21 protein-coding genes are annotated in these 23,703 nt (G+C 41.5%); 7 read left to right on the forward strand and 14 right to left on the reverse strand.

Annotated features, from left to right (window positions below; translation table 11 throughout):
• Positions 1-46 precede the first annotated feature (46 nt).
• The 3 genes from L3V25_RS03790 to L3V25_RS03800 form a co-directional block, all read right to left on the reverse strand.
• On the reverse strand, positions 47-2,857 hold the full coding sequence (locus L3V25_RS03790) for an Hsp70 family protein (protein ID WP_237294138.1): 2,811 nt from the start codon (positions 2,855-2,857) through the stop codon (positions 47-49).
• A 105-nt stretch (positions 2,858-2,962) separates the two neighbouring features.
• Positions 2,963-4,792: an Hsp70 family protein gene (locus L3V25_RS03795; RefSeq protein ID WP_237294139.1), complete on the reverse strand. Its 1,830-nt coding sequence runs from the start codon at positions 4,790-4,792 to the stop codon at positions 2,963-2,965.
• Complete coding sequence (locus tag L3V25_RS03800) at positions 4,792-5,418, reverse strand: DUF2760 domain-containing protein (RefSeq protein WP_237294140.1); 627 nt, start codon at positions 5,416-5,418, stop codon at positions 4,792-4,794. Before L3V25_RS03800 ends, L3V25_RS03795 begins: the two co-directional genes overlap by 1 nt.
• 347 nt (positions 5,419-5,765) lie before the next feature.
• On the opposite strand from L3V25_RS03800, the gene L3V25_RS03805 reads away from it, so the two are divergent.
• Positions 5,766-6,296 carry a 3'-5' exonuclease gene (locus L3V25_RS03805; protein WP_193000889.1) on the forward strand — a complete coding sequence of 177 codons (531 nt, stop codon included), beginning with the start codon at positions 5,766-5,768 and terminating at the stop codon, positions 6,294-6,296.
• Between the two features lie 133 nt (positions 6,297-6,429).
• Here L3V25_RS03805 and L3V25_RS03810 read toward each other — a convergent pair whose 3' ends face one another.
• Together L3V25_RS03810 and L3V25_RS03815 are read right to left on the reverse strand one after the other, a co-directional pair.
• Positions 6,430-7,806: an L-cystine transporter gene (locus L3V25_RS03810; protein WP_237294141.1), complete on the reverse strand. Its 1,377-nt coding sequence runs from the start codon at positions 7,804-7,806 to the stop codon at positions 6,430-6,432.
• Between the two features lie 172 nt (positions 7,807-7,978).
• Complete coding sequence (locus tag L3V25_RS03815; protein ID WP_237294142.1) at positions 7,979-8,602, reverse strand: LysE family translocator; 624 nt, start codon at positions 8,600-8,602, stop codon at positions 7,979-7,981.
• A 194-nt stretch (positions 8,603-8,796) separates the two neighbouring features.
• On the opposite strand from L3V25_RS03815, the gene L3V25_RS03820 reads away from it, so the two are divergent.
• From L3V25_RS03820 to queC, 3 genes are read left to right on the forward strand one after another with little or no spacing between them, the layout of a single operon-like run.
• Positions 8,797-9,273, forward strand: a complete 477-nt coding sequence (locus tag L3V25_RS03820) for a GNAT family N-acetyltransferase (protein WP_237294143.1) — start codon at positions 8,797-8,799, stop codon at positions 9,271-9,273.
• 23 nt (positions 9,274-9,296) lie between these two features.
• Positions 9,297-10,760 (forward strand): phosphatase PAP2 family protein, encoded by a 1,464-nt coding sequence (locus L3V25_RS03825; RefSeq protein WP_237294144.1) that lies wholly within the window; start codon positions 9,297-9,299, stop codon positions 10,758-10,760.
• Positions 10,757-11,446 carry a 7-cyano-7-deazaguanine synthase QueC gene (gene queC / locus L3V25_RS03830; RefSeq protein WP_237294145.1) on the forward strand — a complete coding sequence of 230 codons (690 nt, stop codon included), beginning with the start codon at positions 10,757-10,759 and terminating at the stop codon, positions 11,444-11,446. The genes L3V25_RS03825 and queC overlap by 4 nt, the downstream gene beginning before the upstream one ends.
• A gap of 114 nt (positions 11,447-11,560) precedes the next feature.
• On the opposite strand, the gene L3V25_RS03835 is transcribed toward queC, so the two are convergent.
• Positions 11,561-11,911, reverse strand: coding sequence for a DUF2750 domain-containing protein (locus L3V25_RS03835; protein WP_027696508.1), 351 nt, complete (start codon positions 11,909-11,911; stop codon positions 11,561-11,563).
• Between the two features lie 87 nt (positions 11,912-11,998).
• Positions 11,999-13,186 carry a class I SAM-dependent methyltransferase gene (locus L3V25_RS03840; RefSeq protein ID WP_237294146.1) on the reverse strand — a complete coding sequence of 396 codons (1,188 nt, stop codon included), beginning with the start codon at positions 13,184-13,186 and terminating at the stop codon, positions 11,999-12,001.
• A gap of 142 nt (positions 13,187-13,328) precedes the next feature.
• Here L3V25_RS03840 and yccX point away from each other — a divergent pair, with 142 nt between their 5' ends.
• Positions 13,329-13,601: an acylphosphatase gene (yccX, locus tag L3V25_RS03845; protein ID WP_237294147.1), complete on the forward strand. Its 273-nt coding sequence runs from the start codon at positions 13,329-13,331 to the stop codon at positions 13,599-13,601.
• Positions 13,602-13,644: 43 nt separating this feature from the next.
• On the opposite strand, the gene L3V25_RS03850 is transcribed toward yccX, so the two are convergent.
• From L3V25_RS03850 to L3V25_RS03860, 3 genes are all read right to left on the reverse strand, one after another.
• Positions 13,645-13,974, reverse strand: coding sequence for a TusE/DsrC/DsvC family sulfur relay protein (locus tag L3V25_RS03850; protein ID WP_027696505.1), 330 nt, complete (start codon positions 13,972-13,974; stop codon positions 13,645-13,647).
• A 181-nt stretch (positions 13,975-14,155) separates the two neighbouring features.
• Positions 14,156-14,818 carry a Bax inhibitor-1/YccA family protein gene (locus L3V25_RS03855; RefSeq protein ID WP_193000903.1) on the reverse strand — a complete coding sequence of 221 codons (663 nt, stop codon included), beginning with the start codon at positions 14,816-14,818 and terminating at the stop codon, positions 14,156-14,158.
• 251 nt (positions 14,819-15,069) lie between these two features.
• Positions 15,070-15,951, reverse strand: a complete 882-nt coding sequence (locus L3V25_RS03860; RefSeq protein WP_237294148.1) for a hypothetical protein — start codon at positions 15,949-15,951, stop codon at positions 15,070-15,072.
• Between the two features lie 319 nt (positions 15,952-16,270).
• On the opposite strand from L3V25_RS03860, the gene L3V25_RS03865 reads away from it, so the two are divergent.
• On the forward strand, positions 16,271-17,959 hold the full coding sequence (locus tag L3V25_RS03865; RefSeq protein ID WP_237294149.1) for a chitinase: 1,689 nt from the start codon (positions 16,271-16,273) through the stop codon (positions 17,957-17,959).
• A gap of 99 nt (positions 17,960-18,058) precedes the next feature.
• Here the strand turns inward: L3V25_RS03865 and L3V25_RS03870 are convergent, their stop codons facing one another.
• From L3V25_RS03870 to L3V25_RS03885, 4 genes are all read right to left on the reverse strand, one after another.
• A complete protein-coding gene (locus tag L3V25_RS03870; RefSeq protein ID WP_193000909.1) occupies positions 18,059-18,808 on the reverse strand; it encodes an amino acid ABC transporter ATP-binding protein in 750 nt (249 codons plus the stop codon).
• Between the two features lie 54 nt (positions 18,809-18,862).
• Positions 18,863-19,960 carry an amino acid ABC transporter permease gene (locus L3V25_RS03875; RefSeq protein WP_237294150.1) on the reverse strand — a complete coding sequence of 366 codons (1,098 nt, stop codon included), beginning with the start codon at positions 19,958-19,960 and terminating at the stop codon, positions 18,863-18,865.
• A 16-nt stretch (positions 19,961-19,976) separates the two neighbouring features.
• Positions 19,977-21,185, reverse strand: a complete 1,209-nt coding sequence (locus tag L3V25_RS03880; protein ID WP_237294151.1) for an amino acid ABC transporter permease — start codon at positions 21,183-21,185, stop codon at positions 19,977-19,979.
• Between the two features lie 78 nt (positions 21,186-21,263).
• The gene (locus L3V25_RS03885; protein WP_237294152.1) at positions 21,264-22,286 is read right to left on the reverse strand and encodes an amino acid ABC transporter substrate-binding protein; all 1,023 of its coding nucleotides are present in this window, start codon (positions 22,284-22,286) and stop codon (positions 21,264-21,266) included.
• A gap of 478 nt (positions 22,287-22,764) precedes the next feature.
• Between L3V25_RS03885 and L3V25_RS03890 the strand changes: the two genes are divergently transcribed.
• On the forward strand, positions 22,765-23,700 hold the full coding sequence (locus L3V25_RS03890) for a bifunctional precorrin-2 dehydrogenase/sirohydrochlorin ferrochelatase (RefSeq protein WP_237294153.1): 936 nt from the start codon (positions 22,765-22,767) through the stop codon (positions 23,698-23,700).
• The last annotated feature ends 3 nt before the right edge of the window (positions 23,701-23,703 follow it).

Below are 23,703 nucleotides of genomic sequence, written 5' to 3' on the forward strand. Positions count from 1 at the left end.
AGAAGTTAAGTTCAAGTGGCCTACATCCCATCGGGTATACGTTGAACTAATTCACCATCTGCAAACCGGCCGGGATAGAATCACCAAAGACTTTTTTCGATTCATCTTCGCTTAATGTTGTTACTTCACTGACGAGTGTTATCCAAGTTGGCGTTGCTCGACTTGTGGTTAGTTTATCGATTATTTTCTCACGTATATCTTCACTAATATCGATACTGCGATCGCCAGTTTTTCGGCTCATCATCACCGCGGCAAAGCCAATCATCGGCTCTTGCTTCCAGTCCAAATCAAGCATTTTAAGTAGCCATTGATTGACTTGAGCCACAGGCACAAGGTTGTGTTGGCTGCCATACATTTGGGTACGTGAAGCTAAGCGGCCTAGTGCCCACCAGTGTGCTTGTACATATTCGGGAGACTTTTGCGCACGGCTTAGATACCAATTAGAGAGTAAGATTTTATCTTCACTGTCTAAATGTTCTAGCGAGGCCGATAGACGAACCATGGCTTCATATCCATGCTCAGTCGCTTCTTTACCCGTTCCTTTGCCGCGATGTGCGCCGGGATGTAGGTATTTCGCAATATCGGCCAAAATGGTTTCTTGCTGCTCTTGGTTTAACCCACCGGCAATCCGACGCCAGAAAATCCACCAATCGGACCAAGTTTGGTGCGAAGGAAATTGAATACCTTGCTGGTATAACGCCCATGTTTGTTCGCAGCGCCATTCATCGGTGGGATCACCAAAGCCAGGGCGTAGAGCAAAACCGGCCAGACGTAGCCATTGCTTTTCATGCGCTTCCGAACGACGACGACGTTTTTTTCCTAAAGCAAACGTATCAAATAATTGGCGTAGGGTGGCAAAATCCCATTGTTCACGTTTACCAAGTTGCTTTTCGAGATCTTTGCTAAGCGTCTTAATTAATTTGGCGTTGTCTGATTTTTTATTAGCAGAGTAGGCAGCTGAAATTAATTCTTTCGCTTGTTCTAGGCGAGGGTGAGTTTGGGCTTGCTCAAATTCTTCATGTTTGCGGGTATCAAACTCGAGTAACCAACGTTGATTGTCATTTGTGGTGCTGACACATTCAATTTTTAAAGTGCCGACCTCGGTCAATTGGCAAGCGAGCATGACTTCAACGCGATCTTTCTGGTTCGCTTGCAAGTTCTCACGCGCTTGGCTGCCTTCTAATGTCGCAATATAAGGCGGCAGAGGCTTGAATGCAGCGCGCTCTAAGTTGGTTTGTACGTTGAGCAACAAACTATTTTGAGGAGGCGTTAAAGATCCACTAGCATCAATGAATTGCTCTTGGGTTGAGGTTAACAAATCAATTTGAATCGGTTCGCCAAGAGTTAATAAAAACTGGCGGCCATTAAGACGAATTTCTTGGCCTGTGTTGGTACCTTTAGATAAAACGCACAAGGCTTTTGAAGCCGAGACATTCTTTTGTTTTAGATGTAAGAAGTATGAGCGAGCCGAACCGCCACCAATTTTAAGCTGCGCACCATGACGTGCTTTGGCATAAGCGACAGCTCCGAAAGCGACCGATAAATCAGGACTAGGGTTATCAAGCAAGGTAATCGGAGAGCCATGCCACTGGCTGAGTAATTCAACCATGCGGTTTTCGACCAATTCACTATTAAACACACCACCATTTAGTAATAGCCCGGTAGGTGTTTTGTCATCGGGAGAATGGTTTTGAATAAATTCTGCTAAATGACGGCTGATCGCAGCATCCGCAGCATAAGGCAGACCAAACTCAACGACAGCGGTTTTCCGTTGCTGTGGCATTTCGTCTGGCTGCGTTAAAGGAAAGAAACCATCGATAACGATTTGATGGATCTCTTTTTTAGTAATCGGTGCGCTTTTTGTTCCGCCAATCAAGCGAGAGCCACTGCCGAGTATGGAAATCTTGGCTTCTTCTGCCGCATCAGGACGCAATAAATCTTCTTTCACTTTACGTGTTTGTTGGATCAGTTTCATCAACGACGCTGCGTTCAGTTTTTTATTTTGATTTAAACGTTGTTCAGCCAGATGGGCGAGGGCTAAATCGATATTGTCGCCACCTAGCATAAGATGATCACCGACCCCAATACGGTTCAGTGTGAGTTGCTGTTCTTGATATTGGGCTTCAATTAAGCTCAAGTCGGTTGTGCCACCACCTACATCACAAACGAGTATCGAAGGGATATCTTGTAACTGTGTTGAAGCGGTGTCGATATGACGGCTATACCAGTCGTAGCAAACTGCCTGTGGCTCTTCCAATAAATGAATATGTTGTAGACCGGCTAATTGAGCAGCTTTTAAGGTAAGGTTGCGAGCGGTTTCATCAAAGGATGCCGGGATGGTTACTACCACTTCTTGCTCTGTTAGCTTGTGGTTAGGATTATGATGATCCCAGCTTTGACGCATGTGATTTAAGTAACTGGCACTGGCAAGTAGTGGAGATACTTTTTCGACGTTATCTGAACCAGACCAAGGTAGGATTTCAGATTCACGATCAACCGCATTATGAGATAACCAACTTTTGGCGCTGGATACTTGGCGGCCTTCAATTTGCGCGCCTAATTCACGAGCCCACTCACCAATGATAACTTGCTCTAATTCACCTTCTACCGGTTGTAAATCCCAAGGCAGTGACATATCAGATGATTGAAATTGTCCTTGAGTAGGGTGAAAACGAAAAGAAGGAAGCAGCGGCTTACGTACAACTTCACCCGGGCCAACGAGCTGGTCGATATCGAAAATACTGACTTGGCTTTTGGTTAAATCATCCTGAATTTCACAGTAGGCAAGCACACTGTTGGTGGTGCCTAAATCAATTCCAATTAGGTAACGGGCATTTGATTTGATTGGAGAATTCATGATGTTTTCCTAAAGCAAAATAAAAACAAAAGGGCACTGAATGAAAGAGTGATCTATTCGATTCAATGCCCCTAGTTAGTGTTGAGTAGAGAGTGTAGTGATTCGTTATTGTTGACGAACGCTAAACTCAACAAGCCATTTTTGGCCATTATCTTTGGCGATGGCTTCAAGTTCTAAGGTGCCAATTTCAGTAATGGTTGCCGCTAAGTTAACCACAACCACTTCACCAATATTTCGGCCTTCTTTAGCATCCAGTGTAACTTGAATTTCAGGAAGCTCTTCGAGTTCTTCTGGTGCCCAATAATCCAAATGAGTACCGACTTCATCTTCGCGACGAGTTGTCGAACCATAGAACTGGAATTGAACAGGTTGACCAATCACTAAACCAAATTCTTGGCTAGAGAGTTCAACATGGCTGCCTTCTTCCATACCAAATGGCGCAACGCAGATCGCTTCCATTGGTGGTGCCATACCCGGAATGGCTGGCATCGCACTTTCAATACCCACATAGTAGCTGCTTGCGATACCACCGCGAATACGAACACCACTGTTATTGTTTTCCATATTATGGCGAACAAAGCCGTAGTAACTCGCACCACGAGCGACAGCCAAATCAAGGTCGACACCCGTTAGCGCTTGTGTTTGGTCGTTATGATCTTGAGTTAACCAAGAATTGATAATGCCAAGCAGGCGTTCTGAAATAAGTTCAGATTTTAATACGCCACCATTAAATAACACTTTGGTAGGCTTAACAAAGCTCGAACCATCTTGCTGACTTTGGCGAGATAAGAACGCAGCGATATGACGAGTAATACCCGCATCTTGCGCATAAGGTAGGCCAAGTTGGGTTAACGCACTGCGAGCCGATTGTACAGGATGCTCGTTGACGGCCACTTTCGGGAAGAAGCCTTCAAGGAGAGTTTGCTCGACATCTTGCTGAGTGAGTTCGGTTTTAAGCGTACTACCTAGTAGTTTCGAACCGCGACTAGGAACTACGATCGGCACAGAAGTCAGTGTACGATCATCTAGCAACGCTTCTTTCGCGTCACGGCATAGGTGCGCCATGGCTTGTACTTGCCAAGGTTGCAATTGTTTGCCTTGCTGAGCAAGATTCATTTTGAGGCGGTAGGCGAGTGCTAAGTCCATATTGTCACCGCCAAGCAAGATATGCTCACCAACGGCAATACGTTCTAAGGCAAGGTTGCCGTTTTGTTCAGTGACAGAAACTAACGATAAATCAGTGGTACCACCGCCGATATCAACGACTAAAACTAGATCACCAAGTTCTACTTGCTCACGCCAAGCCGCGCTATTGCTGTCAATCCAGCTATAAAGTGCCGCTTGAGGCTCTTCCAGTAAGGTGACATGTTGAAAACCCGCATTACGTGCCGCTTCTGCAGTTAATTCTTTCGCAGCAGGATCAAATGACGCTGGAATAGTAATGGTTACTTGCTGTTCACGTAACGGAGCATCTTGATGTTGATGATCCCAAGCGGCCATTAAATGTTCTAGATAAAGCTGTGTGGCTTTCAATGGTGATACTTTTTGTACTTCGTCATCACTGCCTTGCGGTAGGAAAGCACTACGACGGTCAACGCCACCATGGCATAACCAGCTTTTGGCACTCGCCACTAAACGCATTGGGGTTTTATTGCCCATGTTGCGAGCAATACTACCCACGAGCGTATTGGTCGCGGAGCTTGTCCAAGGTAGGGCGTTCGTACCTGAAGCTATTTCACTTTCATGCGCTTGATATAAAAATGAAGGCAGTTGATTTAATGAGTCGACTTGGCCTTGCGAAATCAATTGTGGTACTGCAAAAACATTGACTTGTGGCTCATCTATTTGTTGTTCATCTCGGCCGATTGGGCAATACGACAAAACACAATGGGTAGTACCTAAGTCGATACCGATAAAATATTGACTAGTAGACATTACAGCTCAACCTCTGCTGGTGCTAATACCTTAGCATCGTAATTTTCAGATAACTTAGGTAGTGTGATGGTATCGGCTTTCCAACCTTTATGAATAAGCGTGCCAGTGAATGGTGCTTGACCTGATACATTTCCTGTTAAACGCACTTCTTGCGCATTAAAACCTTCTTCAATGGTAATGCGAGATTCTTCGTCTTCTGCGCGAATTTGGCTTAATTTGAAGTGATCCGCTAATACTTTCTGTCCACCGATATGAATCACGCGAGCCGCTGCGCCGACTTCTTCATCACTAAAGCCTGTTAGGTCTTCAGATAAGAAATCAATTAAACGTGCTTCTTGCTGGAAAATAGACATCAATTGAAGTGCAGAATCAGTTGGCGCGCTTTTCAATTTAGACTCAACCTCAACAATTTTCTCAACCACTTTTTCTACTTCGACGACTTTTTCAACTTCAACGATTTTCTCAACTGGCTTTTCTACTTCAACAATTTTTTCGACAGGTTTCTCAACGATTTTTTCTACCGTTTTAGTTCGAAAGCTTAATAGAAGGAAAAGAATGGTTGTTGCAGCCAAAATGACATGGAATAAATCGATAGTGGTTGGGATTGCCGATAGGTCAAAAGTCATGATTATTTTATCTCTTAGCTTTATTTGATTAGTTAATTCGGTTCTAAGTGATCATATTAGGGTGAAATTTGAATTCACAAGTGGCGGAGATCACTTACGCGCAATGTCAGATATTTTAACATAAGCTTGTTAAATTCCATTATAGAATCATGCTCACATCAAGACTGTTGATTATTCTTTGTGCTATCGAGACTGATTTAGCCTTACTGTTGTGGTTTTAAACGATAAAAATACAAGATAAACCAAGTGTAGTGGTTTAGTTGCTGGCAGTGTGAACGAATTGGGGTCGAGAATTTTCTGGAACTTGGGTAGAATTCCAGACTTGATTTTTATGGGTAAAATGTAGCATGAACTATAACAGAGTCGTCTGTTTCGATTTAGAAATGTGTTGCTGGAATGTCGATGGTGTTGGCACGACCGGTGAAATTATTGAAGTGGGTTTAGCGGAGATTGACCTTAACAAAGGCGAGATCGTTAAGCGTGCTCAATATTACGTGCGACCTGAACATGATGAAATTTCTGCATTTTGCTTTGAGCTAACGGGTATTACGCCACGTAAAGTACAAAAACAAGGCCGCCCGTTAGAAGATGTTTTGAAATCTATGATCAAAAACTTTGGTGGCCCGAATAAGATTTATGCTGCTTGGGGGCATGATGATGAGATTCTGCGAAAAGAGTGTCTGGAAAAAGGTTTAGAGTTTCCTTTTAAAGAGTTTTTGAATCTCGCGACGCTCTACCGTATTAAGTACCGACTCAAAGACAAAAGAATCGGTCATAAAGCCGCCCAAGAAAACTTGAATATAGAATGGGAAGGGCGACAGCATTCAGGCTATGTGGATGCGTATAATTTAGCAAAATTAGCTCTGGCAATTTTATAGCCTGATCTCATTACGCCTTTGTGCTTACCAATATTGAAGCATAGATTTAAGTGACAAAAAGCCCGCTAGTTAGCATTGAACTAGCGGGCTTTGTTTATTTTATATTGTGATGAATTGCTTGTTGGAACGGGTATTAAGCGTTAACTTCATCAAACTCTTTGTTGATTTCTTTCTTATCACCTAGTAGACGAGAGGTGATAGTACCTGCCGTCATCGCACCACTCACATTAAGTGCGGTACGCGCCATATCGATTAATGGTTCAATCGAGATAAGTAAAGCTGCAATCGCTACAGGTAGTCCCATTGCTGGTAATACGATCAATGCTGCAAACGTTGCACCACCACCGACACCGGCAATACCAAATGAACTGATGGTAATGATCGCCACTAAAGACAGAATAAAGTTTATATCTAGTGGGTTAATACCAACCGTTGGCGCTACCATCACTGCCAGCATAGCAGGGTAGATACCAGCACAACCATTTTGACCAATCGTGGCACCAAAGGTTGCAGATAAGTTAGCAATCGCTGGTGGCACTTTTAATTTAGTAATTTGCGCTTCTACGTTTAGCGGAATTGTCGCGGCTGAGCTGCGAGAAGTAAACGCAAACGTCAGTACCGGCCAGATACGTTTAAAGTACTCTTTAGGACTCACGCCAACCAAAGAAACCAATAGGCCATGCACAAAAAACATCAACAAGATCGCTACATAAGAAGCCACGATAAAGCCAATCAAACTTAAAATGTCATTGAGGCTAGAAGTGGCAACTACTTTAGTCATTAGCGCGGCAATACCGTATGGCGTCAATGCAATGATCATTTTAACCAGACGCATAACAATAGATTGAACCGCATCGACAAAGGTACGAATTGGTGATTCAAGTTCTTGTTTTTCTTTCATTACAAGACGAGATGCAATACCGACCAAAATACCGAAGATAACGACTGCAATAATTGACGTTGAACGTGCGCCAGTTAAATCTGCAAACGGATTGGTTGGGATAAAGCTCACTAGCATTTGTGGAATCGTTAAGTCAGCAACGCTACCCATACGATTTTCTAATACGCTCATGCGAGCTGTTTCGCGTACGCCTGCTGATAAACCTTCCGCAGATAAACCAAATAGGTGAGCAACGGTAATACCAATTAATGCCGAAATAGCCGTAGTGAAGAGCAGTACCGAAATGGTTAAACCACTAATCTTTCCAAGTGAGCCAGAGTTATCGAGTTTCACAACCGCTGAAATCATTGAAATCAATACTAATGGCATGATCACCATTTTGAGTAGACCGACATAACCACTGCCGACAACATTAACCCAATCAAGAGTATTTTTGATGACAGGGTTACCTTCGCCATAAAAGACGTGGATCAGTAAACCGTACGCGCTTCCTAGCACTAGTCCTAATAAAACGAGGCGAGATAAGGTGCTAGACTTTCTTTGTTGTTGAAATAAAAAGAAAAGGATGCACACAAATACCGCTAAGTTAGCGATAACCGCAAGTGACATAGTTAAATCCTTAAAGTGTGAAATAAAAAGTTGGATTACAAGTAATGACATTATTGTCACTATTTATATAACGGTAAATTTACACTGTGTGATGTGGTTCACAAAGCCAAATTAAGTATGTGATATGACGTTTTGTTATATAAAAAGAAAACGACCAGTAACAGCCCTGATGTTAATCAATCAAGGCTAACCAGATCCCAACACCAATCATCAATGTACCTGCAATGCGGTTGAGAAACTTAACGTTATCTCCGCGGGTTAAAAACAAACGCAAGCTTTTGCCGCCGGTTGCATAGGCCATCATTGAAATGAATTCGGTCATTAAAATAATGCTAATCAAGACAACCATTTGGTGGGGTACTGATTTATCGACATTAATAAATGGCGGCAAGAGTGAAATCATAAATGCCCAACCTTTTGGATTGGCTATTGCAGTGATAAAGCCTTGGCTCATTAACTTTAGGCGATCGGTAGGCTGAGTAGATTGATCCAGATTCAGGGACATTTTGCCTTTATTGAGCCACATATTGATACCAATCCAAATAAGGTAGGCACCACCAATCCATTTTAATGCTAAAAATAAACTAGGGTAGTTCAACATGATTGCTGCAACGCCAATCACCGCTAACGTTGCCACTAAGGCCACGCCCGCAAGTTCTCCAACCATCATCCAAAGCGTACGTTTAATTCCAACACTCATGCCCAATGTTAATGCTAGTGTCATGCACATTCCCGGTGTAATTGACACAAAGAAAAAGGTAGGAATAAAAGCGGATAAAAGTGCGTAATCGAGCATGATCGGGTCCATTTGAAAGGCAATTTTTTACTGTAATAGAATTCGCAAAAATAAGAAAGTGTTGAGTTAGTGAGCGAACAGCATGGTAGGCATAGTGAATTAAAGAAAATCAGTAACATGCTAAGTACAAAATCAGTTTAATGCAGTAGAATAGTCAGCCTTATCGCTATTTTAAGTAATCAACTCATTTGGATATGACTATTCACATACGCGCCGCTTCACAAAAGGATTTACCTCAACTGGATGAGCTAATGTTTCAGCTTCATCACCACCACCATGAGTCATGCCCTGATTTTTTTAAAACCCCAGAAGAAATTGAGCAAGAAAAAAGTATTGCTCGCTATTTAGATTCTCCAGAATGCTTAGTGTATGTTGCGATAGACGCTTCAGACTCAATTATTGGTTTTGTTACTGGGCACTTCTGCGAACTTGTTTCAACGGTAAGTAAAGCGATACCTATGGGTAACATTGATGAGCTATTTGTCATACCTGAATATAGAAACTCAGGGGTAGCGGAACAACTGCTGGCTAAGATAGAACAAACCTTAGTTGATTATGGTGTTCAGCAAATTTTTGTTGAAGTGTGGGAGTTTAATCAAGCTGCGCGATCTTTATATAATAAGTTAGGTTTTGCTTCACATATACACTGGCTTAGGAAGTCGGTGATTTAATGGTATTCAAATTAGGTAAGCGAGTGAGTAAATATTTAATTCTGATCTTGTTTTTTATGTCTTCATTTATTGTGTCAGCATCAGAAGAGACGAAGACAGAGACAGTGTCTCCTCATATCAAAGGGGCTTTATGTTATATCAAAGCCGATGATCAAGTGGTGTTTGTCGATGAGGTTTTCACTAAGAAGCTGTCACTTCCCGGAGGTACCATTGCGGTAAATGAAGCCCCTAATAAGACCGCAGAGAGGGAGACATGGGAAGAAACGGGCCTTGTCGTTACGGCTAAAGAAATATTAACCCAGACTGAAACGGCAGTTGTTTATCATTGTACTCCAGATTCGGGAGTAATCGCTTTTACGGCAAGAGATGAACAAGGGTTTCATGCTTTACCCGCTTGGTTTGCCCCAGATTTTCGTATTGAAGTGAATAAGGTGATATTGGCTTATACCGATAGTATCGATCCACAACAATATCGCTATCCTGAGCAGTATGCACAACAAGTGTTAAATCATGATATTCCAAATGCGCCAATTCAATATATTGACTCTGCTATTAGTGCAGCGCCTCCAGTTCACCAGTTTGAATTACCTATCATACAAGCTATTCAATCCAGTATTACTCAGTTACCAGAAGCAATATCGAATGTATTGATAGGAACTCTTAAAACCGTCAATTTATCATCGAGTATTTTTGGGATCTTATTCTTGCTGCCGATCTTAGTTTATTACTTTGGTGGTAAATCGATTCTACATATGACGTTTATTGGTATTGTGACTGTGTCAATAACGTTACTTATTCAGCTTGGTCTAAAGTACCCTAGACCATTTATTTACCAACCTTCATTACAGCTCAGTGATCCACTTGGTTTTAGTACGCCTAGTATACGTGCTGCACTCAGCGTGGTTTTAATTGGCTACCTGTTCCATGTATGGCGAAAAATCTACGATTATGATTCCATTTGGGGCTGCTTATTGGGCGTTATTGCACTGACATTAACTCAAGGGATATCGAGCGTTATTCTTGGTGAACAATTCGCTTCAGATGTTTTATTTGGCTATGTAATAGGGTTATTTACATTGTGGCATTATATTCGTTTGGAAGGTAAACCATCGGTGACAGTCAAGCTTGTGATGTTACACCCTGCGCTGTGGTGGGCATCATTTATCGGTTTAAGCGTTTTAGCCTATCAACTTCATTCAATACAACTGGCGAATATTGCTGCCGTCACTTTTGCGTTATTACTTTCATTACCAAGCTTGTTAAAAGCACAACGCCTTCATTCGCCTTATTTGATCATAAAATTAATTATATGCTGGTTAACTGGAGGGGTAATGCTATTCACTCAATCGCTCTGGTTCCCGCAGTTGGTACAAAGTTCAATCAGTGGTTATTTTGCCCAGTGTGGTCTTTGGTTTGTTTTAACTTACATGATCATTAAAATAAGCTGTGTTGGTAGTCACACTCAAACAATAGAGAAATCCTCATGACATCAAAAGCCGTCGTCGTTTTTAGTGGTGGACAAGATTCAACCACTTGCCTAGTTAAAGCCCTCAAAGAATTTGATGAGGTGCACGCCATTACTTTTGATTATGGCCAAAGGCACAAACTCGAAATCGAGGTAGCACAATCTTTAGCGCAAAAGTTAGGTGTTACTGCTCATAAAGTGATGGATGTGAGTTTATTAAATGAACTAGCGATCAGCTCGTTAACTCGTGATGACATTCCTGTATCTCATGAGCTACAAGACAACGGCCTGCCAAATTCATTTGTACCAGGTCGGAATATCTTATTTTTAACCCTTGCGGGCATTTACGCTTATCAAATTGGCGCTCAAAGCGTGATTACTGGAGTGTGTGAAACGGATTTTTCTGGCTACCCAGATTGTCGTGATGAATTTGTAAAGTCGATTAATCAGTCTTTAGTGCTAGGTATGGATCGCCAATTTACGATTGATACTCCACTAATGTGGCTTAACAAAGCAGAAACTTGGGCATTGGCTGATCAATTTGATGCGTTAGATCTGGTAAGAAATGAAACACTAACCTGTTATAACGGGGTGATTGGCGATGGATGTGGTGATTGTCCGGCTTGCGATCTTCGAAAGGCAGGTTTAGTCGATTACATAGACAATCGAGATGCCGTGATGGCAGCATTAGTTGCAAAGCAATCCTAACCAGCTTTACGTTACCCAACTCTCAATTTATCCAGCTGTAAATTAATCTAGCTGTAAAAAAGCCCTTCAATGATTGAAGGGCCTCTGCTATATCGTTATCCGTTGGAATGGGTATTAAAGGTACAGTTTAGCTAGATCACTAGGCTCAACTTCTTTACCTTCAAGTTGTGCATTCCAGTTAGTACCAATTAGAACGCCATCTTCTGAAAGAGTGATTAACCAGTCTTCAACAAAGATATCTAATGGGATTTCTAGCACTTCAAAATCAGACCATTCTTCAACATTGTGCATTTGAGCATCTTCTTTTGATGACCAAAATGGCATAACTTCACTATTTTCAAACTCTGAAGAATCACAAGCTAACCAGCCATCTTCGTTTTTAAGTCCCCAAACCAATTTCGTTTCTTGAGTTTCTTGTACGAAAAGATCAAGATTAGCTTGAATGTCCGATGTTAATTTTGACATGTTATTACTCTCTACTGTGAGTTTGATAAATTGATTAATTCGTTAGGCATATTGTAAGTAATGTTGCATATGAATACACCATAGCCATTAAATTACCTGACAGGCAAATCCTTTAAGGTAAAAACCTTCAGGGTAGGCACTATCTACTGGGTGATCGGCGGCTTGTCCAAAACGTTCAATAAATTGCATTTTACGACCAGCATCCAAAGCAGCATCCGCTAAGATTTTCTGGAACAGATTTTGCTCCATAAGCCCTGAACATGAATAGGTCAGCAATGTACCGCCTGGTTTTAGAATCTGCATGGCAAGCATGTTGATATCTTTATAACCGCGACAAGCACCATTTAATTGCGCTTTTGATTCGGCAAATTTTGGTGGATCCATGATCACGACATCAAATTTAGTGCCATTCTCACGGTATTCACGTAATAGTTTGAAAACATCCGCATTTAAAAACTCAGCTTTCGATATATCAAAGCCATTGAGTTCTGCGTTTGCTTTTGCGTTATCAAGAGCGGGTTGTGACACATCAGCATTTACAACGTGTGCAGCATTACCTTTTAATGCATAAAGCCCAAAGCCACCGGTGTAAGAAAAACAGTTTAGTACCGTTTTGCCATCGACATATTTCATTGAAAGCTGGCGGCTATCACGCTGATCTAGGTAGAAGCCTGTTTTATGGCCTGATTTGATATCTACTTGGACTTTTACGCCGTTTTCTTCAATGACAACGACATCCGGTGGGGTGTCACCATGCAATACGCCTTGGCGCTCTTTTAGGCCTTCTTTTTTACGTACCGATACATCAGAGCGTTCGTAGATGCTGCAAGTAGGGTAAACCTCTTTTAATGCTTCAATAAGCTCTTCACGCTTTGCTTCTGCACCAGCGCTGAGTAATTGGCAAACTAAAAAATCTTGGTAACGGTCAATCGTGATTCCTGGCAGACCATCAGATTCGCCAGCAATGAGTCGATAACCCGTTAAACCACCACGTTCGATAATCGCATTACGCATGCTTTGCGCATCAGTTAAGCGTTTAATAAAGAAGTCAGTATTAATTTCTTCTTTTTCAAAACTCCAAACGCGAGCACGAATTTGTGATTGAGGAGAGAAAGCTGCTTTTGCTAACCATTGGCCTTGGTTGGAATAGATATCTACCGTTTCCCCTAGTTGTGGTTTTCCATCGATTTTTTGAATACCACGAGAAAAAACCCAAGGGTGGCGACGAAGTAGAGATTTATCTCTGCCTTTTACGAGATAGATAGCTGATGACATAGTTAGAAATTGCCTGAAAAAATTGAATGTTCTATTTTCATGGAATGTGAGACGGAAAGCAAATGAATACAGGGAAATGTTTTGTATTAGCGCCATTATCACTAAACTGATAACTGAATGTTTAATAGTGAAGGAGTGGATTATGACCCAATCTAATCGAATGTTTATAGTATCGGGTAGGGTACAAGGTGTTGGCTTTCGCTATCAAACCGCTCATCATGGCTTAACACTAGGGTTAACTGGCCATGCTAAAAATCTAAATAATGGTGATGTCGAAGTTTTAGCTTGTGGCAATGAGCAAAAGGTCGCTGAGTTTTATGAGTGGCTAAAACAAGGCCCAAGGACCGCTTATGTTGAATCTGTAAAAGAAATAGAAACAACGCTTATTACTGAAAGGGATTTTGCTATTTTGTAGTGGTTGAGCGTAATCCCTCTCTATTGAAGTTACTGAATATTCTTTATAAGCACTTTGCAGGCTTGGGTAAACCGGCTAGTTTTGTTGCTTGTTTTGCTGGGCCTTTGCGAAATAGGGTAAACAGATACTTGCTATTGCCTTTCTCTGGACCATGCTCTTTTTCCATTGCTTTAACTAGCATGCGAACTGCTGGAGAGGTGTTGAATTCGAGATAAAAATTGCGCACAAATAGAATCACTTCCCAATGGGCATCAGTAAGTTCAATCCCTTCTTGTTCCGCGATCATAGGCACAAGGTCTTCTTGCCAATCTGTGTGGTTTAAAAGGTAGCCTTCTTTGTCTGTTTCTATGGTCTTGCCATTATATTGATACATTTCAACCGTCCTGCCGCGTACACTACTTGGGTATATTTATTGGTGCTAATCATAATAGTAATCAAACTCTGGATCTAATGATATTACGACTCAGGCTTTTAGTTGTTTTAAATTGACACAAAAAAGCCTGAAAGTTTCCCTTCAGGCTTTTAAATGATTCTATTATCAGTTTATTTGCATATTAATCGCGGTTAGTGATACCTAAGATGCTTAGTAAACTGATGAAGATGTTGTAAATAGATACGTAAAGAGTAATGGTTGCTGAGATATAGTTTGTCTCGCCACCACGTACAATGCTTTGCGTTGTTAGCAATATTGCACCTGTTGAGAACAGGATAAACATTGAGCTTAGTGCTAAGTGGAACATTGGAATTTGGATGAAGAAGCTTGCAACCATACCAATGATTAACACAACCGCACCTGCCATCATAACGCCATTTAATACTGATAAATCACGTTTTGTGGTTAATGCATAAGCTGATGCAGCCATGAAAGATAAAGCCGTACCACCAAGAGCAGTAACAATAATATCGCCCATTCCTGCGCCAACGTACATATTCAGAATTGGACCAAGGCTATAACCTAAGAAACCTGTAAATAGGAAAGCAAATACAAGACCTAAGCTAGAGTTACGGTTTTTCTCAGTTAAGAAAAGCAAACCATAGAAACCAACTAACATTAGAATGATACCCGGGCGAGGTAGGTTTAGCGCCATGGATACACCAGCTACCACTGCAGACCAAAGTAGTGTCATAGACAATAAAAAGTAAGTGTTACGTAACACTCGGTTGGTTTGTACAACGCTTTCGCTTCTTGCGGTGCGTGATGTTAGTGGACTGTTCATAGTTTCCCTCGTTAATACACTTGATACCGACAGCATAACCATTTTTTGATCGCAGGGTCACTGCTATCGGATTACTTAAAAATAGACTAAGTATCTTTAAGTACATTAATGGTGCTTAAAGTTCACTTTTTCAAGGTCTTTATTTAATAACCTTTGTCTTTATTCTACGGGAATTTCCTTATATCTGTCAGGTGAAGTTGTAACACGATATGAAAAGGAAAGGGCTTGTAGAATCAATGGCTCTTATCTGCTTACGCTTCTTTTAATGTTACCCAATCTAGTTTGACAGAATCGTCCATGGTTTGTAAGAAAGGCAACATATCTTCTAAGGCCGCTAATTGAGATTCGCAATGGCAGTATTCTCTTAATACCTTATTAACTTGCTGTTCATCTTGGTAGGCTGAAGTCACTTCTTGCACTTGTGAATGTGGGATCTTGGCAAATAAAAATGCTTTACTGATGCACTCTTTCCACTGCAAATTAATCAGTTTGTTGGTTTCGTCGGTATCAAAAGCAAGATATTGAGTTTTGTCATGTTGATTACGTGAAACTGCATAGCATAGCTGGCTTTCTTTACGCTCAGACAATGTTTCTATACTTGCTTTTAACCATGATGAACTATTAAAGCGAGAGGCTATTTTAGATTGCTTGTTGAGGGGCAGCCCATATAGCTCTACTTCATATTTGCCTTTCGAACCATCGACTAGTGCGCCTAGAGCCGATTGCCAGAATGAAGCTTGATAGTGTGGTGTGGCGGTGTTTATTCCTAGGTATTCAAATAATAGTGACTCATCTAAAGCGGCTGGAATAGACTGCAAAATCGCGACAATATTATCTTCTAACTTCAGTTCTGGTGAGCAAAAAATAAAATCTTGCGCGGTAATATGGCGAGACTCTTTATCGTTTAACAGCGCGAGTCCATACTTCTTCATACCTTTAGGTATCAGCCACTCAACACTTGCATCAATGTCTTCGTACCAATGACAAGGTAGATTCGCTATGTCGCAAGTAACCGAGAAGAAACCCGTTTCTAAGTCATAGCACTTTGATGATAGTAAATATTGAATAAAACCATCGTGTTTAATGGATGTGACGTTTAAAAGTAATTTGGCGCGTTGGGTCTGTAAACTCATACTGCTTTAGGCCTATCTCTATCGGTAAAGTAATTTGCATTTTAATCAGCCAAAAATGTGACGGCTATACGCCTATGACATCTTGGTACTTTTTTGAGACGCAGTTTGAAGTATCTAATTTATCAGTTACATCGGTTACTCAAACTCTCACCTTGAGCCTACTTGGGCGTATCACAATTACTTCCTTTTATACTCAATAGTCGACATATGATTTTTTAGTTGAGTCGCAAAAGGAGTATATCCTCACTTTTAATGCTGTTTTTGTTTCATGTTTCAGAACTAACCTCTAGATGATTCTCAACAAATAAGGAATACATCTATGTTCAAACGGAAATCACTCATCATAGCTCTTGGCGCGCTATATACCTTGCCAAGTTACGCCAGTATGAATATTCAACCGGATCCTGAAAACCCGACAGGCTATGTAGTCGATCGCAGTGAAATACAAGCAATGGAGCAGCAAAAGACGTCAGATCCCATGTATGCCATTTGGTCTAAGGCGTTAGAAACTAGAGATAATGCTATTGTTGAGGCGATTGAACCGGGTGCGAGTTCTAATCCAGAAAATGTTAAGCGAGTTGAACGTGTTTTCCCTCAATCTGACTGGGATTTCTTAACCCAAATGGCAGCGCCGGAATATACCTACACTCGTTTTTTGCGGGCGATAGGTAAGTTCCCTGCATTTTGTGGCGAGTACACCGATGGGCGTGACTCTGACGCAATTTGTAAGAAGTCGATTATTACGGCGTTTGCTCACTTTTCACAAGAAACCGGTGGGCACATTTCTAAAGATAATATTTCCGATAACCCACTTGCGTTAGAAGAGTGGCAGCAAGCACTGGTGCATGTTAGAGAAATGGGCTGGTCTGAAGGTCAAGCAGGGTATACCACAGGTTGTGGGCAAGATGATTGGCAAAATAAGCGTTGGCCATGTGCAGCAGGTGAAGGCTATTTTGGTCGAGGTGCCAAGCAACTTTCTTATCATTTTAATTATGGCGCCTTTTCTGAAGTGATGTTTGACGGGGATGCTACGGTATTACTGAATAACCCGGGGCTAGTCGCGGATTCATGGCTTAACCTTGCTTCTGCTATTTGGTTTTTCTTAACGCCACAAGCGCCAAAGCCTGCGATGCTGCATGTTATTGATAGAACTTGGGAGCCATCTCAGCGAGAACTCGATGCGGGTATCGGATATGGTTTTGGAACTACTATCAACATTATTAATGGCGGGATTGAATGTGGTGAGCAAAATAAAGAGAAAGGTCAGCCAGTAAATCGTATTCGTTACTGGGAAGGTTTGGCGGCACACTTCCAAATTCCTATTGAAAGTGATGAAACCAATACTTGTTTGCAGCAGACACCTTATGGAAGCTTGAATTTAAATGGTGCGACGGATGTGCTGTACACCAACTGGGATGGTAATTGGAAATACTATTCAGATCGTCCGAGCGGTTATTCATTTGAATGTGAATTGGTCGGATTCCAAACCGCTTATTCGGCACTGGTTCCGGGAGATTATGAAAAATGTGTCGCTAATTCTTATGGCTCTCATGCAGGATGGCCAGAAGTAAGAGTCGTTGATGATCTTGAGCCAGTATCACCCGATCCGGTTGACCCTCCAGTTGATGGTGTGAGTTCATGGAATGCGAGTAAGGTTTATACTGGCGGCGACCAAGTGAGTTACCAAGGCGCGATTTATCAAGCAGCATGGTGGACGCAAGGTGATACACCGACAAGTGGCAGGCCATGGTCTCTAGTGAGTGGTGAGGTAAATGGCGGTGGGGATGTTGAACCTACGCCAGATCCTGAACCGATTCCTGATCCCGAGCCAACACCAGAGCCAACTCCGACCGAGGATTATATTGTTTGGCAGCCAGGTGTCACTCAAGTGGCCAACGGTGAAAAAGTGATTTATCAAGATAAGTGCTTTATTGCCAAAAATGGCCCAGGTGTTTGGGAATCGCCAGTTCAATCAAATTGGTTCTGGGATGAAATTCAATGTCTCTAGTTGATTAGAATAATTAGTTAAGAGATAGATACTAAAAAGCCTTAGCAGTGTGAATTGCTAAGGCTTTGTTCTAAGTATATTCGCGTTTAAACGAAGATATTAATGATGAAGTATTTGGCTTAGGAAATTAATAGTACGGTCCGATTGAGGATTTTCGAAAAACTCTTTCGGGTTGTTTTCTTCAATAATTTCTCCAGCATCCATGAATATCACACGGTCTGCGACTTCTTTTGCAAAGCCCATTTCATGGGTTACACACAGCATCGTCATGCCTTCGCCTGCAAGCTCAACCATTACGTCAAGTACTTCACGTACCATCTCAGGATCGAGCGCAGAGGTAGGTTCATCAAATAGCATGATTTGTGGATTCATACATAATGAACGAGCAATTGCTACGCGTTGTTGTTGACCGCCAGAAAGTTGTCCTGGGTATTTATCCGCTTGGTCTGGGATTTTTACCCGCTCTAAATATTTCATGGCGACTTTCTCTGCTTCCGCTTTAGGCATTTTTTTCACCCAAATAGGCGCTAAGGTGCAGTTTTCTAACACCGTTAAATGTGGGAATAAGTTAAAGTGCTGAAAACACATACCAACTTGTTTACGGATAGCTTCAATGTTTTTTAGATCTTCAGTTAACTCGGTACCACCAACATTAATTCTGCCTTTTTGATGCTCTTCCAAATGATTAATACAGCGAATCATGGTTGATTTGCCAGAGCCTGAAGGGCCACAGATAACGATTTTTTCGCCTTTTGTTACTTTCAAATTGATATTTTTAAGTACGTGGAATTCACCATACCACTTATTCATATCATCAATTTGGATCATGTAGTCTTGTTGTTGAGTCATAATTACTTCCTTGAATGCTTCTATCTTCCAAGAGATCTATACCAATCGTATTAATTATCTCTTATGGCCAGTATGGAGTTTGTTTTCTAAGTAAATGGAGTAGCGGGAAATCCCGAAACAAAATACCCAGAACACTAACCCAACAAACACATAACTCTCAGTTGAATAACCTAACCAATCCGGGTCATTATTCGCAGCCTGGCCGATACCTAGTACGTCATACATACCAATGATGAGAACAAGACTGGTATCTTTCAGTAGTGATAAGAAGTTATTTACAATAGATGGAATGGTGATTTTTAATGCCTGCGGCAACACTATTAATCCCATTTTTTGCCAATATGACAGCCCAAGTGAATCGGCTGCTTCGTATTGGCCTTTAGGGATCGCTTGTAAACCACCCCGTACTACTTCCGCCATATAAGCTGAATAGAACATCACCACACCGATTAAGGCTCGAATGAGTTTATCGGTTTGAATACCTTCAGCAAAAAATAGCGGCAACATGACTGAAGCCATAAATAATACGGTGATCAATGGAACACCACGCCAAATCTCAATGTAAGCAATACTCAACTTACTGATGATTGGCATTTTAGATCGTCGTCCTAAGGCTAAAACCACACCAATCGGTAACGAAAGAACGATACCTATGGTTGAAAGGATTAACGTAACCAGTAGGCCACCCCATTGGTGAGTATCAACTACTGGCAAACCAAACATCGAACCTTCAAGTAGACCCGCCATTAAAATAGGGTAGGCACTACCAAAAAAGATAAAGATCCAAGTCCGTTTCGGCGTTTTTTCGTAAGCCATCAAGACAACAAGAATCGCGAGTGTCCAGTAAAATAACTTAGGTCTCCACAGTTCTGCCGCTGGATAAAAGCCGAACATGAACTGATCCCAACGCACACTGATAAACACCCAACATGCACCGGTACTGCTACATGCATCTCGAGTTGTTCCTATCCAGTCTGCGTTGATGATTCCCCAATCTGCAATTGACCAAATTGTTGTCACAGCAATATAAGCCATCACTAAGGTCAAAAGGCTATTAAGAGGCGTACTAAACAAGTTTTTGCGTAACCAACCGATAAGCCCGACAGTATTAGCCGGTGGCGGGAGGTCAGGTAAAAATTGGTGCTTTTTCATCTAAATTCTCCGCTTGTTATCTTTCTACTAACGCAACTTTGCGGTTATAGATGTTCATGAGCCATGACGTTAATAAACTTAATCCTAAGTAAACTCCCATCGTCATAAAGATGATCTCAATAGCCTGGCCGGTTTGGTTGAGAGTTGTGCCGGCAAAAACCGAGACAAGATCGGGATAACCAATTGCCATTGCTAATGAGGAGTTTTTGGTTAAATTCAAATACTCACTGGTAAGGGGAGGAACGATGATTCGCATCGCTTGTGGAATAACAACCAATTTTAGCGTTTTTGATTGCGATAAACCTAAAGCGGTTGCGGCTTCTGTTTGACCATGACTGACAGCTTCAATGCCTGAGCGAACAATTTCAGCGATAAAGGCTGAAGTGAATATGCCTAGAGCAAGCCATAAAGCGAACAATTCAGGCAGTACGGTAATGCCACCATTGAAGTTGAAGCCTTTTAATTCAGGGTAATCTGCTGAAATTGGCATTCCCATAATGAAATAAGCGACAACGGGTAAGCCGATACATAAGCCTAAAACAATTCTAGTAACTGGCGTTTGTAACCCTGTCACTTTTTGTCTGTTTTTAGCCCAGATATACACACCGATGCTGAGCACAACCGCAAGAATAGCCGCAGCGCCGATTAACCAACTACCAGATTCAAAGATCGGTTTTGGCACATATAAACCACGTATGTTTAGAAATATAGCCTCGCCTAAGCTGAGACTTTGCCTTGCGGAAGGTAGGGCTTGTAGAACCGCAAAATACCAGAATAGTATCTGTAATAGAGGGGGTACATTACGAACAATTTCTATGTATACCGCAGCAAGACGATTAACCATCCAGTTGGACGATAAACGCGCAATACCGACAGTAAAACCAAGAACAGTTGCTAGGATGATACCGAGAAAAGAAACTAAAACCGTGTTGAGTAGACCGACAACAAAAGTGCGGCCAAAAGTATAGGTTTCATCGTATTCAATTAACGCCAGACTGATCCCGAAACCAGCTTGTCGATCGAGGAACCCAAAACCAGTGGAGATACCACGGTTATTCAGGTTATCGATAGTATTGTTGATGATGATATAGAAAAAGTAACCAAGTACCGCCACGGTGATAAGCTGAAAAGCAATCGAGCGGAATCTTGGGTTATAGATAAGGTGAGAAAGGGAGCTACCAGATGCTGACTGATTGACTGCTTTCTCAGATTCATTAGGTTTCATACTGCGTAACCTCAAAATCATTGAAAAAAAAGGGCAGCCGAAACCGCCCTAGTCCAGAGTATTATGAAGTTATGTGTATTAACGAATTGGTGGCGCGTATTGGAAGCCACCTGCGTTCCAAAGTTTATTTACACCACGGTCAACTTTAAGTGGTGAACCTTGACCGACAGTACGTTCAAACATTTCACCGTAGTTACCCACTTGCTTAACGATTTGGTAAGCCCAATCATCTTTTAGTCCTAGACCTTCGCCTTTTGGCCCATCAAGACCTAAAATGCGCTTCACGTTTGGATCGTTAGACTTTTTCATTTCATCGACATTGGCTTGAGTCACGCCATATTCTTCGGCATTGATCATGGCAAATAATGTCCACTTAGTAACGTTAAACCACTGGTCGTCACCTTGACGTACCACTGGGCCTAATGGTTCTTTAGAAATGATTTCAGGTAAAACGGTCGCAGAACTAGGATCTTTTAAGTTTAAACGTAGTCCGTAAAGTTGAGATTGGTCTGAAGTCAGTACATCACAACGTCCAGAGTCAAAGCCTTTAGCGGTTTGATCCATAGTGTCAAAGACAACCGGCTTATATTCCATACCTTTAAGGCGGAAGTAATCGGCTAGGTTAAGTTCAGTCGTAGTACCTGATTGAACACAAACAGATGCGCCATCAAGCTCAGTTGCACTTTTAACACCAAGGTCTTTCTTAACCATGAAACCTTGACCATCGTAGTAAGTCGTTCCAACAAAGTTAAGACCTAGTGAACCATCACGTTGAAGTGTCCAGGTTGTGTTACGAGATAGAACATCTACCTCACCAGATTGTAGGGCAGTAAAACGTTCTTTGGCGTTCAATGGAACGTATTTTACTTTAGATTTATCACCTAATACTGCAGCAGCAACCGCTTGACAATATTCAACATCAAGACCTTCCCATTGGCCTTTTGAGTTGGGGTTTGAAAAGCCAGCAAGGCCAGTACTTACACCACATTTTAGTTCATTCGCTTTTTGTACATCTTGCAGTGTGCCGGCGAAAGCTGTGTTAGCCATCATTGCAGCAGAAACTGCGACTGCTGAAGCGAGAAGTTTAATTGATTTTTGCATGTGTATCCTTCCTGTATACGTCCATTGAAATCAGGTTGAACTGAAAACGAATTTGTCTGTGATTGATTAAACTAATGTTGTTTTAATTAGAATATTTGTTCGGTACACCTTTATATTTAAGTGAGGCTTCGTACCTGTTTTACTCTTAAAGAGTAGGAAAGAATTTGAAATACACAAACCACTACATCCATTATGTGATTGAGTTGCATCACAAATCTTTCATTAAGTTTAGGATGTATAAATGTCATAGCAATGTAAATAGTGCAAAGGTGCACCACGATGTCACATTTAATCTTTTATTCTGAATAGTAGTGTAAGGGCGCTATATAATTATCAATAGAGTGCTTACTAATGGATTAATCAATAAGTGAGGGTGATAAATTCGAAGTAAAATTGTTTGTGATAAAGATCTTATGTTTCCTCTGTGCACAAATTTGGTAGTATCAAGCATGAGTGACACATCACAAAAAGGAATTAAATGCGTTATTTCCCAGTTTTTTTAGATCTAAACAAGAAAGCAGTACTGGTTGTCGGCGGCGGTGAAGTGGCTTGTCGTAAAGTAGATATGCTTCTTAGAGCAGGGGCAAATGTCACGGTAGTCTCACCGAATATTCACCCACATTTACTTTCTCTTGCAGAGCAACAATCACTGCTTTGGGTGAAGGCGTTTTACCAATCTGAGATGTTGCAAGATTATATTCAGGTCTGGGCAACGACCGATAACCCACAGTTGAACCATCAAGTTCATCATGATGCTAAGCAAAAAAACATCATGGTTAATGTGGTCGATGATAAACCTTATTGTGACTTTATTACGCCTTCTATGATCAACCGTGGTCGTATTCAAATAGCGGTATCTAGTGGTGGGGCGTCACCGGTATTAATCCGTTATCTGCGTGAAAAGTTAGAGTCTATGTTGCCGCAGAACTTATCACTACTAGCAGATTTTGGCGCATCTAAACGTAATAGCATTAAAGAATCATTAGCCACGGTAGATGAAAGACGTAAGTTTTGGGAGCGTTTCTTTTCTTCGGCAAAAATTCCAACCATTACCAAGCGTGAACAATTGGAATCTCTATATCTCGATACTTTGCAAGATAAAGTGGAAGTGACCTCGGTTTTGCATTGGATCCAGTTTAATCATGATGTTGAAAACCTTTCGATTAAAGCACTACGTTTAATGCAAGAATCTGAATTGGTTTTGTATCCAGCGAATTGTCCATTTGAATTTGTGGATTTATGCCGTCGCGATGCAGACAGAGAAGAATACCAAGACACCCACCACTTAGCCGGGTTAATCGAGAAAGCCAAAGCGGATAAATTAAGAGTTTGTATATTTACCGCAAGTGATCCAATCGCCTCAGAACTGAAACTTTTAATGGGTAATGACAAGTTAATTAGAATTGCTGAATAAAGT

It is taken from the genome of Vibrio sp. CK2-1, from assembly GCF_021726515.1.
In the GTDB taxonomy this organism is placed as follows: domain Bacteria; phylum Pseudomonadota; class Gammaproteobacteria; order Enterobacterales; family Vibrionaceae; genus Vibrio.